6 protein-coding genes are annotated in these 13,003 nt (G+C 68.8%); 4 read left to right on the top strand and 2 right to left on the bottom strand.

Annotation, left to right across the window (positions count from 1 at the left end):
- The first annotated feature begins 2 nt into the window (after positions 1 to 2).
- The 4 genes from VXM69_RS22990 (at position 3) to VXM69_RS23005 (ending at position 10,609) form a co-directional block, all read left to right on the top strand.
- The gene (locus tag VXM69_RS22990) at positions 3 to 7,631 is read left to right on the top strand and encodes an SDR family NAD(P)-dependent oxidoreductase (protein WP_367189265.1); all 7,629 of its coding nucleotides are present in this window, start codon (positions 3 to 5) and stop codon (positions 7,629 to 7,631) included.
- Complete coding sequence (locus tag VXM69_RS22995; RefSeq protein WP_124669272.1) at positions 7,628 to 8,545, top strand: UDP-3-O-acyl N-acetylglycosamine deacetylase; 918 nt, start codon at positions 7,628 to 7,630, stop codon at positions 8,543 to 8,545. The genes VXM69_RS22990 and VXM69_RS22995 overlap by 4 nt, the downstream gene beginning before the upstream one ends.
- 64 nt (positions 8,546 to 8,609) lie before the next feature.
- The gene (locus tag VXM69_RS23000) at positions 8,610 to 9,938 is read left to right on the top strand and encodes an aminotransferase class I/II-fold pyridoxal phosphate-dependent enzyme (RefSeq protein WP_367189266.1); all 1,329 of its coding nucleotides are present in this window, start codon (positions 8,610 to 8,612) and stop codon (positions 9,936 to 9,938) included.
- Positions 9,935 to 10,609 carry a GNAT family N-acetyltransferase gene (locus tag VXM69_RS23005; protein ID WP_367189267.1) on the top strand — a complete coding sequence of 225 codons (675 nt, stop codon included), beginning with the start codon at positions 9,935 to 9,937 and terminating at the stop codon, positions 10,607 to 10,609. The genes VXM69_RS23000 and VXM69_RS23005 overlap by 4 nt, the downstream gene beginning before the upstream one ends.
- Before the next feature lie 118 nt (positions 10,610 to 10,727).
- Here VXM69_RS23005 and cysC read toward each other — a convergent pair whose 3' ends face one another.
- Both cysC and VXM69_RS23015 read right to left on the bottom strand, forming a co-directional pair.
- Positions 10,728 to 11,291 (bottom strand): adenylyl-sulfate kinase, encoded by a 564-nt coding sequence (cysC, locus tag VXM69_RS23010; RefSeq protein WP_367190203.1) that lies wholly within the window; start codon positions 11,289 to 11,291, stop codon positions 10,728 to 10,730.
- A 739-nt stretch (positions 11,292 to 12,030) separates the two neighbouring features.
- A complete protein-coding gene (locus tag VXM69_RS23015) occupies positions 12,031 to 12,864 on the bottom strand; it encodes a class II glutamine amidotransferase (RefSeq protein WP_069706541.1) in 834 nt (277 codons plus the stop codon).
- Positions 12,865 to 13,003: the final 139 nt, after the last annotated feature.

Genomic DNA, 13,003 nt, shown 5'->3' on the forward strand with positions numbered 1-13,003 from the left:
AGATGAACAGTAAGATTGCAATAATTGGGGTGGCTTGTCGGTTTCCCGGGAGCGCTAACAATCTCGGCGACTTCTGGCAACTGCTGCGCGACGAACGCGACGCAGTGACCGAAATCCCCGCCGACCGCTTCGGCACCGATTTCTACCAGCACCCGTCCAAGCGCGAACCGGGCAAGAGCTACACGTTCGCGGCCGGCGTGCTCGACAACGTCGCCGGCTTCGACGCCGCATTCTTCGGCATTTCCCCGCGCGAAGCGGCCCAGATGGACCCGCAGCAGCGCCTGCTGCTCGAACTCGCATGGGAAGCGTTCGAGGACGCGGGCGTGCGCCCGGCCGACATGCGCGGCAGCAACTGCGGCGTGTTCGTCGGCGCTGCCAGCATGGATTACGGCAACCGCAACATGGACGATCTGAACGTGATCGATCCGTATTCGGCGACCGGCAACACCCTGAGCATCGCGTCGAACCGCGTGTCCTACCTGTTCGACCTGCGCGGTCCGAGCATGTCCGTCGACACGGCCTGCTCGTCGTCGCTCGTCGCGCTCCACCAGGCCGTCAAGGCGCTGCAGTCCGGCGAAGCCGAGATGGCGCTCGCGGGCGGCGTCAACCTTCTGCTGCATCCGTTCGGCTTCGTCAGCTTCTCCAAGGCGTCGATGCTGTCGCCGCGCGGCCGTTGCCGCGCATTCGACGCGACCGGCGATGGTTATGTTCGCTCCGAAGGCGGCGCGCTCGTGGTGCTCAAGCCGCTCGATCGCGCGCTCGCCGACGGCGACACGATCCATGCGGTGATCGCCGGCTCCGGCGTGAACTCGGTCGGCCACTCGCCGGGCGGCATCAGTGTGCCCGGCGCGGCCGCGCAAGCGTCGCTGCTGCGCAGCGTGTACGCGCGCGCCGGTATCGATCCGCAGTCGCTCGCGTACCTCGAGGCGCACGGCACCGGCACGGCGGTCGGCGATCCGATCGAGGCGCGCGCGCTGATCGACGTCGTATCGGGCCAGCGCCCGGCGGACCGTCCGCTACTCATCGGTTCGGTGAAGACCAACATCGGCCACCTTGAAACGGCCTCCGGCATGGCCGGCCTGCTGAAGGCCGTGCTGTGCCTGAAGCATCGCGCGGTGCCGCGCTCGCTGCATTTCGTCACGCCCAATCCCGGCATCGATTTCGACGGCGGGCACCTGCGCGTCGTCGATCGCTTCATGCCGCTCGACGCGGGCGACGCGCCGCTGACGGTCGGCGTCAACTCGTTCGGCTTCGGCGGCACGAACGCACACGTCGTGCTGACCGAGGCGCCGGCTGCCCGTGACGTGTCGACGGCTGCGCCGGAACCGGCCGATGCGCTGTCTCCGCTCGTGCTGACCGCGCGCGGCGCGACTGCGCTCGGCGCGCTCGCGGGCCGCTATCTGGCGACGCTCGACAACGGCGGCGACTGGCAGGCGCTTGCCGCCGCGGCCGCACGCCGCCGTCAATGGCTCGAACATCGCGCGATCATCGCGCCGGCCGACGTGGCCGAAGGCCGCGCGGCGCTGGCGGCACTGGCCCAGCCGGCGCGGGAAGGCGTGCCGGCCTGCGTGGTCACCGGTCAGGCGCCCGCGGACACGCCGCGCACCGCGCTCGTGTTCTCGGGCAACGGTTGCCAGTGGGTCGGGATGGGCAACGAACTCTACGCGGAAAACGCCGTCTTCCGCGCGGCGCTCGACGAAGTCGACGCGCTGTGGTGCGCCGACGGCAGCCCGTCGCTCGTCGACGTGATGCGCGGCGGCCCGGGCGCGGAATGGCTGGCCGGCGCGGGCGCCGAATGGCTCGCCGCGACCGAGAACGCGCAGCCGCTGCTGTTCGCGATCCAGGTCGGCATGATCCGCGTGATCGATGCGCGCGGGATGCGTTACGACGCGGCGATCGGCCATAGCGTCGGCGAGATTGCCGCGGCGTGGGTGACGGGTGCGCTGTCGCTCGCCGATGCGGTGCGCGTGATCAAGATCCGCAGCCGCGCGCAGGCGATGACGCGCGGCAGCGGCCGGATGGCCGCGGTCGGCATCGGCGACGCGGCCGCACGCGAACTGATCGCGCGTCACGGGCTCGCGCGGCGCGTCGAAATCGCCGGCATCAACAGCCCCGATGCGGTCACGCTGGCGGGCGAACTGCAGGGCCTGCAGGCACTTGAGGCCGCGCTGCGCGGCAGCGGCAAGTTCTTCCAGATGCTCGATCTCGACTATGCGTTCCACAGCAGCCACATGGATCGCATCGAGCCGATCGTGCTGGCCGAACTGGCCAGCCTGCGGCCGCAACCGGGCAACGGTACGTTCGTATCGACCGTGACCGGCGGGGCGCTCGCCGGTACCGAGCTCGACGCGCGCTACTGGTGGCGCAATATTCGCGAGCCCGTGCGCTTCGGCGACGGTGTCGCTTATCTGATCGAGCAGGGCGTCCGGCTGTTCGTGGAAGTGTCGCCGCATTCGATCCTGCGCACGTACGTGAAGCAGGCGTTCACGGCTGCCGGCGTGGCCGGCACGGTGCTGCCGACGCTCAAGCGCGATCACGGCAGCGCGGCGACGCTGCGACAGGCGATTCTCGCGGCGATCGCGCACGGTGCGAGCGTCGATCCGGATCGCTTTGCACCGGGCACGTCGCGCGCGGCATTGCCGTCCTATCCGTGGCAGCGCGACCGGTTCTGGCTGACGCCGACCGTCGAAGGCTACGGCCTCGTCAATCGCCGCCGCGAGCATCCGTTGCTCGGCTATCGCCTGCACGAACACGCGTTCGGCTGGGAAAACCAGCTCGATCCGGCGAAGCTGCCGATGCTGGCCGATCACGTCGTCGACGGCGGCGTGGCGTTCCCGGGCGCGGGTTACGTCGAAATGGCGCTTGCCGCTGCGCGCACCTTCTTCGATACGCCGGATGCGGCACTCGAAAACGTCGAGATCCGCACGCCGGTCGTGTTCCAGCCGCAGCAGTCGAAGCTGTTCCGGCTCGTGATCGAGCCGCGCACCGCGACCTTCACGATCGAGACGCGCGACCGGATGTCGGACGGCGCATGGACGCTGAACGTGACGGGGCGGATGCTGGAAAGCGGCTGCGCGCTCGGCGCTGCGCGGGTCGTCCCGTCCGGTACGCTCGAGCGCCTGCTTGCGCTGCCGGCCGCCGACGGCGACACGCTGTATGCGAACACCGCAGCGATCGGCCTCACGTACGGGCCGGCGTTCCACTGGGTCCGGAGCGTGCGGGTCGCCGCGGGCGACGACGCGGCGCTGGCCGACGTCTCGGCACCCGCCGCATGCGGCGATGCGCGGGCGTTGTCCGCCTATCTGCTGCATCCGGCGCTGATGGATAGCGGGTTTCATCCGCTGTTCGCGCTGCTCGCCGCGCACGCGCGCGACGGCGAGCATCCGGCTTACGTGCCGGTGCAGATCGGCCGGGTCGACTACCTGCGCGGCGATACGGTCGCTCGCGTGCTCGCGCGGATCGACCGGCGCAGCCCGCATTCGGTCGTCGCGCATTTCGAATTCCTCGACGCGCAAGGCGCGATCGTCGCGCGGCTCGGCGCTTGCCGGTTCCGGCGCGTCGACCTCGTCGGCCGCCGGCAGAACCTGCCTGCGCGCTTCGTGTACCGCCTCGAAGAGGCGCCGCTGCCGGGCGATGTCGATGCGGCCGGTCTGCCGGCGCCCGACGCGCTGCTTGCGCAGGCGGTCGCCCGGCTCGAGACGGCCGAGGACGACGGCCGCCGCACGCGGCATCTGACCGAAATCCTGCCGCTGCTCGACGTGCTCGCGAGCCTCTACGTGCTGCGCGCATTCGATGCGCTCGGCGCGTTCGCCGACACCTGGCAGCCGGCGCCCGGGCGTGCGGCGCTGGCGGCGCGTCTTGCCGACATGCTCGTCGAGGACGGCCTGGCCCATCGCGACGGCGCGCACCTCGTACGCGACGACGCGGCATGCGCGGCGTTGCCGCCGCTCGACGAGCTGTGGCGCGGGCTGCTGGCCGAATCGCCGGCGCACGTGGCCGAGCTGACGCTGCTTGCGCACTGCGGCGCGGCGTTGGCCGACGTGCTGAGCGGCGCGAAGGATGGCGCACGCTGGCTGTCGCCGACCGGCCACAGCCTGGTCGAGCAGCTCCTTGCCGCGTCGCCGACCTGGCAGCACGTGCACGCGCTGCTGACGGCCGGCGTCGGGCACGCGGTCGACGCATGGCAGCCGGCGCGCCGGCTGCGCGTGCTCGAACTCGGTGCGACGGACGGCGACGTGCTGCAGACGCTCGGCATGCATCTCGCGGCCGCACGCTGCGATCACACGATTGCCGCGACGGCCGGCCAGCTGGCCGGGTTCGACACGGACGCGGAAGCGGCGGTGCGCACGGTGGCGCTGCAGTCGGGCGAGCGATTGTCGCTGTCGGCCGACGACGCCGGGCCTTACGACCTGATCGTCGCGAACCGCGCGCTGAGCGGCCGTCACGACGTGGCCGACGCGCTGCATGCGATACGGTCGTGGCTGGCGCCCGGTGGATTGCTGCTGCTGGCCGAGTCGCGCCGCGGCCGTTTCTCCGACATCGTGTTCGCCGCGCAGGCGGCGTCGACGGAAGCCGACACGCCCGTGCCGCTGGCGCCGGCCGATCTCGAGGCCGCGCTCGCGCGCGCAGGCTACGTCGACGTTGTGCGGCACGTCGAGCAATCGCTCGACCTGGACGGCACGCCGACGTTCGTCGTCGCGCGCAATCCCGCGAGCACGAAGGCCGCCCAACATGGCAGCGACCCGAGCGATCTCGATGCGCTCGCACGCAACGAACGCTGGCTCGTGATGCACGCGCCGGGTGCGGTCGGCGGGTTCGGCGGGCAACTGGCCGATACGCTGGTGCGGGCGGGCTATCCGGCCGATATCGTCGATCTCACGCATGCGGCCGACGCGATTGCGTCGTTGCCGGCCGGGCAGCCGACGCACGTCGTGTTCTGCGCACCGGAAACGCCGCTCGCCGAGGCCGCGACGGGCGACGTCCTGATGGCCGCGCAGCGTCACGGCGCGATCGCGCTGGCGGCACTCGTGCGCGCGCTCGGCGCGCAGCCGAACGCGGCCACGCGGCTGACCGTCGTCACGCGCGGCGGCGCGCCGTTTGCCGGGGCCGCGAATGCGCACCCGGAACAGGCGACGCTGTGGGGCCTCGGTCGCGTGCTCGCGAACGAGCATCCCGAACTCGCGTGCCGCCTGATCGACGTCGACCAGACGGCGGACGGGATTCCCGATGCGCTGATTCGCGAGCTGACCGGCTCGGCGGTCGAGGAGGAAGTCGTCCTGAGCGCACACGGGCGGCGGGTGCCGCGCATGCTGACGGCCGCGCAAGCCGCGGCGCGCAGCAATGGCGCGATCGCGCGCGCGTCGGTGCTCGCGTTCGACGCGCCGGGCTCGTTGCGCAATCTCGAATGGTTTGCGTTGCCCGAAAGCCCGTTGGGCGAGGACGAGGTGGAAATCGAGCCGGTTGCCACCGGCCTGAATTTCCGCGACGTGATGTATGCGATGGGGCTCCTGTCGGATGAGGCGGTCGAAACCGGCTTCGCGGGCGCGTCTATCGGCATGGAGCTGTCCGGCCGCGTCGTCCGGGTCGGCCGCGCGGTGAAGGCATTTGCGCCGGGCGACGCGGTGCTCGGCTTCGCGCCGGCATCGTTCGCGACGCGCGTCAGGACGCGTACGCAAGCGATCGCGCCGAAGCCCGAACGCCTGTCGTTCGAGGAAGCGGCGACCGTGCCGACCACGTTCTTCACCGCGTATTACGCGCTCGTCGAACTCGCGCGGCTGCGCCGCGGCGAACGCGTGCTCGTGCACGGCGGCGCGGGCGGCGTCGGGATCGCCGCGATCCAGCTCGCGCGCCACTTCGGCGCGGAAGTGTTCGCGACGGCCGGCAGCGACGAGAAGCGCGAATTCGTGCGCCTGCTTGGCGCCGATCACGTGCTCGATTCGCGCAGTCTCGCGTTCGCGGACGAGATCCGCGCGATGACGGGCGGGCAGGGCATCGACATCGTGCTGAATTCGCTGGCCGGCGAAGCGATGGTGCGCAGCATCGACACGCTGCGTCCGTTCGGTCGTTTCCTCGAGCTCGGCAAGCGCGATTTCTACGAAAACAGCCATATCGGGCTGCGGCCGTTCCGCAACAACATCAGCTATTTCGGCATCGATGCCGACCAGTTGATGGGCGCGCTGCCGGAGTTGACCGAACGCCTGTTCGGCGAAGTAATGGCGCTGTTCGCGGCAGGCGTGCTGCATCCGCTGCCGTATCGCGCGTTCCCCGCCGAACGGGCCGAGGATGCGTTCCGCTACATGCAGCAGGCGCGCCAGATCGGCAAGGTGCTCGTGACCTATCCGTCCGGCACGCCGGCGCCGACGCGCGGTGTGACGGGCGCGGGCTCGCTCGCACTCGATCCGCGGGGCGCGTACCTGGTGGTCGGCGGCACGGGCGGGCTCGGCTTCGCGAGCGCGCGCTGGATGGTCGAGCGCGGCGCGCGCCGGATCACGCTGGCGAGCCGCTCCGGCGAACTCGCCGCCGCGGCGCGCGACGAGGTCGCGTGCTGGCGCGACACGCTGGGCGTTACCGTCGACGTCGTGTCGTGCGACGTGACCGATGCCGCGGCGGTCGACGCGATGATCGCCGCGATCGTCCGGCGCGACGTGCCGCTGAAGGGCGTGCTGCATTCTGCGATGTCGATCGACGATGGTCTCGTGCGCAATCTCGACGATGCACGCATGGCCGCGGTGCTCGCACCGAAGGTGGCCGGCGCGTGGAACCTGCATCGCGCGACGCGCGCGCTGCCGCTCGACCTGTTCGTGGTCTATTCGTCGGCGACGACCTATCTCGGCAATCCGGGGCAATCGAACTACGTCGCGGCCAACACCTTCCTGGAGGCGCTGGTCGAACATCGCCGCGCGGCAGGGTTGCCGGGTACGTTCATGGCTTGGGGCCCGCTCGAGGACGTCGGTTTCCTCGCGCGCCACGCCGATACGCGCGAAGCGTTGCAGTCACGGATCGGCGGTGCGTCGATCACGTCCGACGAGGCGATGGTCGCGCTCGAGCGCACGCTGGTTGCAGGCGCGGCCGGCGAAGCCGTGGTCCGGCTCGACTGGCACGCGGTGGCGCGCGGGATGCCGGCCGCGAAGGCGCGCCGGTATGCGCTGCTGCAATCGCACGCGAGCGGCGGCGACGCGCGCGACGGCGGCACGCAGCTGCGCGAAGAGGTGCTCGCGTTGCCGCGCGACGAAGCGATCGCGCTGGTGGCGCGGACGCTGCAGGCGCAGATTGCGCGGATTCTGCACATGACGCCCGACCGCATCGCGCTCGACAAGTCGGTGCTCGACATGGGCATGGATTCGCTGATGGGGATGGAGCTCGGCCTTGCCGTCGAGGAAGCGTTCGAGGTCAAGCTGTCGGTGATGGCGATTGCCGAAGGCGCGTCGGTCACGACGCTGGCCGGGCGCATCGTCGATTCGATCGGCGCGTCGGCCGATGCCGACGCAGGCTCCGCGACCGATGCCGCGCAGGAGGCCGTCGCGGCGCTTGCCGCGAAGCATGCGATCGACGGCGAAGCGCGCGCGATGCTCGACACCGGGCCGGCGGCCGTCGCCGGTCATGCGTCGCCGCCGCTGGAGGTTGTTCGATGAGCGCACCGGCAGGCTGGGCGACGCGCCAGGGTACGCTGGCACGGCCGCTGACGATCGACGGGCACGGGCTGCACACGGGGCGCCGGGTGGGCGTGCGGATCCTGCCCGGACGCCCGGAAGACGGTGTGACGGGCATTGCGTTCCGCCGCGTCGCGCACGGGCGCACACTCGCGACGCTGCCGGTCGATCCCGCGCTGCGCCGCGCGCAGCCGCTCTGCACGATGCTGCGCAATGCCGACGGCGTCGGCGTGCGCACCGTCGAGCATCTGCTTGCGTCGCTGCTCGCGTGCGAAATCGATCACGCGATCGTCGAGCTCGACGCGGAGGAGGTGCCGATTCTCGACGGCAGCGCAACGCCGTGGGTCGATGCGATCCGCGCATGCGGCCGCGTCGCGCTCGATGCGCCGAAACGCTTCATCCGGGTGCTGCGGCCCGTCGTCGTCACGGACGGCGAGGGCGACCAGCGGCGTGAAATGCGGATCGAGCCGGCGCCGCGCTACGAACTGAGCGTACGCAACGACCTGCGCGGCTTCGGCGACATGCACTGGGACGGCGCGCTGACGCCGGCCGCATTCGCGACCGAAATCGCGCCGTCGCGCTCGTACGGGCGCGTGAAGTGGGCCGTGCCGGCGATCGTCGCCGGGTATCTGCGCGGCGTGCCGATCCTGCGCGGCGCGCGGCCGTCGTGTACCGCGTCCATCGTCGGCAATCGCGTGCTGGGCGGGATGCGGCTGCCGGAAGAGTTCGTCCGGCATCGCGTGCTCGACCTGGTCGGCGATCTCGCGCTGGCCGGTGCGCCGCTGCTGGCGCGCGTGAGCGCGCTGCGGCCGAGCCACGAAATGAACTTCCGGCTGGTCGATGCGCTGCTCGCTACGCCCGATGCGTGGCAGTGGGCCGACTTTTCCGAGACTTGAATCCACGCTTTTTCAAAATACGCGGCGTAACATAGCGTCTTTTCGAGATAAAGCGAAGGAAGCGATGGCACTGGGAGAGCATCTTCGCCAGCAACTGGCGGCGAAAGCCCTGAAACGGCAACTGGAACGCGCGACCGATGCCGCGGCGGCACCCGGCGTGCCCGGCACGCCAGCTGCGCAGACCGCGTCGGCGCGCAGCCGCTTCGAATCGATGCCGCAGTATCAGCAGGTCCGGATCATGCGCGAGATGGGCGAGAAGCTGCGCGTCGACTCGCCGTTTTTCCGCGTGCACGACGGCGTCGCCGGTGCGACGACGCAGATCGGCGGCCGCGAATACCTGAACTTCGCGAACTACAACTACCTCGGCCTGGCCGGCGACCCGGACGTGTCCGCGCGTGCGAAAGCCGCGATCGACCGCTACGGCACGTCGGCATCGGCAAGCCGCATGGTCGCGGGCGAACGCCCAGTGCAGCGCGACCTCGAACGCGCGCTGGCCGCGTTCTACGAGACCGACGACTGCGTTGCGTTCGTGAGCGGGCATGCGACCAACGTGACCGTGATCGGCGCGCTGTTCGGCCCGGGCGACCTGGTCGTCCACGATGCGCTCGCGCACAACAGCATCGTGCAGGGCGCGCAGCTGAGCGGCGCGAAGCGGTTGAGCTTCCCGCACAACGACTGGCAGGCGCTCGACGAACTGCTGTCGCGCGTGCGCCGCGAATATCGGCACGTGCTGATCGCGATCGAAGGGCTGTACAGCATGGACGGCGATTTCCCCGACCTGCAGCGCTTCGTCGACGTGAAGACGCGCCACGGCGCGTTCCTGCTGGTCGACGAGGCTCACTCGCTCGGCGTGCTTGGCGCGACCGGCAGGGGTATCCGCGAGCATTGCGGCGTCGCCCCCGATCAGGTCGACATGTGGATGGGCACGATGAGCAAGACGCTGGCCGGCTGCGGCGGTTTCATCGCCGGCTGCCAGCCGCTCGTCGACATGCTGCGTCATCTGGCGCCGGGTTTTCTGTACAGCGTCGGACTCGCACCGACGCTCGCCGAAGCGTCGCTGGCCGCGCTCGAACGCCTGCAGGCGGAGCCGGCGCGCGTCGCGCAACTGCAGGCGCGCGGGGGGCAGTTCCTGACCGAGGCGCGCGCCGCCGGGCTGAATACCGGCACGAGTGCGGGTTATGCGGTCGTGCCGGTGATTACCGGGAGCTCGCTGAAGGCCGCGCAATGGGCGAATGCGATGTTCGATGAAGGGATCAACGTGCAGCCGATCTTCTATCCGGCCGTCGAGGAAAAGGCGGCGCGGCTGCGTTTCTTCATCTGCTCGACGCACGAACCGGAGCAGATCAGCCGGACGGTTGGCGTGTTGTCGCGGCTGGCGGGGCGGAGCGCATGACGCAGGCCGCCGCGTTCCCGCGGGCGGTTCCGCGCGCCGGCGAGCCCGCGCGGTTTCGCGCGGCCGATGCGGATGATGCGGCGGCGTGCGGGCCGCTCGTGTTTGCGTCCGGCGTGGCCGAATTCGGGTTCTTTCTCGGCGAAAGCGACGCGCGCTGCATCGCGTTCCTGCAGCGGGCATTCCGCTCGCGTCACGGGCGCTTCTCGTGGCGCCGGCACCGCGTCGCGGTTGCGCAAGACGGCACCGTGCTTGCCGTGATGGCGATTCACGACGGGCAGCGGACGATGTTCGACGACGTGCATGTCGTGTGGGCCCTTGCGCGTTTCTTCGGCGTGCGCCGCACGACCGGCCAGTTGCTGCGCGGGCTGATCCTCGAAACGGAACTTCCGGCGCCGAAGCGTTCGCAGATCCTCGTCGCGCATTGCGCGACCGACGAGCGGCAGCGCGGCACGGGTATCTTCAGTGCGTTGTTCCGCGATGCGCTGGACGCCGGTGCGTTGCCGGCCGACGGCAGCCGCGAGGTCGTGCTCGACGTGCTGACCCGCAACGGGCGCGCCCGGGCGCTGTACGAGCGGCTGGGGTTCGCCGCGCTGCCGCGGCGGCGCGAGCGTTCGCGCCGGCTGCCGGCCGAGCTCGATTCGATCCGGATGCGGTTGGATCGTCGCGGCTGACGAAGAGGGGGTTGACCGGTGTGGCGCAGGGCAGGCCACTCAATCTCCGCTCGCCAAACTGGCGCGCTGAAACAGAAGCGGGTGGTGACGGAGGGGCGGGCCGGTGGTCGCGCCGGTATCAGCCGTTCAACGGCAATTTTTGAATGATCGCGTGCACGCATTCCAGCGGATTTGCTTCGCCCGTGCGCACGTGCACGTCGGGCGATACCGGCTTTTCATAGGTCGATTCGATGCCGGTGAATTGGCGAATGGTTCCTTGCCTTGCCAGCGCATACAGGCCCTTGGGATCGCGCGCTTCCGCGACATCCAGTGCAACGTCGACAAAGACTTCGAGAAACTTTCCCTCGGGAAAACGCGCGCGAGCCTTCGCGCGTGCCTGCTGAAACGGCGAGATCAGCGCAACGATGACGACGAGCCCGGCATCCATCATCAGGCGCGCAACCTCGGCCGTCCGACGAATGTTCTCGTGGCGGTCCGCGTCGCTGAACCCCAGGTCCTGATTCAATCCTTCGCGAAGCTGGTCGCCGTCCAGCAGAAAAGTCCGCAGACCGCGCGCGTCGAGCTGTTCCTTCAGCAGATTCGACAGCGTCGATTTACCGGCACCGGAGACGCCGGTGAGCCATACCACGAAGGCATGGTCCTGCTTCATGCTGGAAAGCACGGATTGATTGCCCGTCAGCATGACAGGAAGAGAATTTTGGAGATCTTGAGTCATCTCGGATTCGATGTGCCGGTAACTGCGTCGCTGCTTTATTGTGATTCGGATTCATCCGTTGACGAATTGTAACGTGCCTTTTCCAAATTTGTAACTTGAATATTTTAATCAGGAATAAGCGTTCGTTCTCGCGCACGGCGACGGTGCGCGAGCACCACCTGTCCGGTAATGATTGCCGATGCGTCGTAATAAATTGAAATGAAGGCCTGTCGCGGACGGAGTAAAAGACACGTAGAATCCCGGCCCCATTTCATCGCTCTCTGGATTATCGGTACACCCATATCAGGCCCGGTGCAGTAGGGCATCCGGGCGTGGGCGATTTGTGCCGGAATCGTGGGAAGAATGGGAACGCTTGCCGGTCGACGTATCGCGGCATTCCTCGTACATATGTACTCGACCGTGTATCGATTATCGTGCTGGTCCCTGGCCGGTATGAAATCGCAAGAATATCAATTTTTTATTCAGAGAAAACCGGGGTAAGGAGCGCCGCCTGCCTTCGTCATACGGCCCCGGCGCCCATTATCGGATCGAGGATAATTCGCGGCGAGTTGCCCGATGGTATTTGCCGCGCCACGATCCGTATCGTTTCAGGTTTGACTCGGCAGTACTGAGCACTGCCCCCTCTAAACCGGATCGCCGCAATTGCCTCACTGCACCGAAGTGTTCGCCACCTGAATACGCTCGATTTCTTCAGGACTGCGGCGTGTCACTTGTGCCGCGGCGCGAACGGCTGCTGCAGCACATCCGCGCCATGCGCGACAATCGCCATCCCCTCCGGCACTTCCTCCCATGCACCGCGCAGGTCGACGAGCGGTTCCGACACGACCATGAACGCGTCGTCGCCGGCTTCGGCGATGCGCGGGTTATGTGGATACAGCTCGTGCAGGTGCTTGAACGACGTGCTGTGGAACAGCGAGCGTGATTGCCGTTCGCTCGAATAGCGCACCGCGATGATCCGGTCGCCGTCAGTCGCGCAGACCGTCATGTTGAGCGGATCGGCCACGCGATGCCGCGCGGCGGTTTCCTCGACCACGCCGACCATTCGTTCGAGTGCCGGCAGCGGCGTCTGTTCGAGGCCGTAAGTCAGCGCCAGGCGGAACATCAGCTCCGAATCGGTCGAGCCTTCGAGCGTCGGGAACAGCGCGGGATCGACCTTCATCGTCAGGTCGCGGCGCAGCTTGTGGAAGTCGCGGATCAATCCGTTGTGCGCGAACAGCCAGCGGCCGTGGCGGAACGGGTGGCAGTTGGTTTCCTGTACCGGCGTGTCGGTCGCCGCGCGGATATGTGCGATGAACATTCGCGAGCGGATCGCGCGCGCGGCTTCGCGCAGGTTGCGGTCGTTCCATGCCGGATGGACGGACCGGTAACGGAACGGGAGCTCGTCGGGGCGCCCGTACCAGCCGATGCCGAAGCCGTCGCCATTGGTGGTTGTGGCGCCGAGTTCCGAATGCAGGCTCTGGTCGATCAGCGAATGTTTCGCGCGGAACAGCACGGTTTCCAGATGGATCGGATTACCCGTATAGGCGAGCCAGCGGCACATGGAACGCTCCTTCACGATGGATCGTTCGCGCATGGTAGCCGACTTCGCGGCATGCCCGCGCCTGCGCGCGGCGCAGCGGCGGCTGCCGGCGCGAGCACGCCGGTCAATCTTCAACCATCGCGAGGTGCGTGGCCACCCG

It is taken from the genome of Burkholderia sp. Ed8, assembly GCF_040761425.1.
GTDB classification, from domain to species: Bacteria; Pseudomonadota; Gammaproteobacteria; order Burkholderiales; family Burkholderiaceae; genus Burkholderia; species Burkholderia seminalis.

Bases quoted from the DNA above. Each gene is read 5' to 3' on its own strand.
- VXM69_RS23000 (WP_367189266.1), top strand. From the start codon at position 8,610: ATGGCACTGGGAGAGCATCTTCGCCAGCAACTGGCGGCGAAAGCCCTG.
- VXM69_RS22995 (WP_124669272.1), top strand. From the start codon at position 7,628: ATGAGCGCACCGGCAGGCTGGGCGACGCGCCAGGGTACGCTGGCACGG.
- VXM69_RS23005 (WP_367189267.1), top strand. From the start codon at position 9,935: ATGACGCAGGCCGCCGCGTTCCCGCGGGCGGTTCCGCGCGCCGGCGAG.
- cysC (WP_367190203.1), bottom strand. From the start codon at position 11,291: ATGCTGACGGGCAATCAATCCGTGCTTTCCAGCATGAAGCAGGACCAT.
- VXM69_RS23015 (WP_069706541.1), bottom strand. From the start codon at position 12,864: ATGTGCCGCTGGCTCGCCTATACGGGTAATCCGATCCATCTGGAAACC.
- VXM69_RS22990 (WP_367189265.1), top strand. From the start codon at position 3: ATGAACAGTAAGATTGCAATAATTGGGGTGGCTTGTCGGTTTCCCGGG.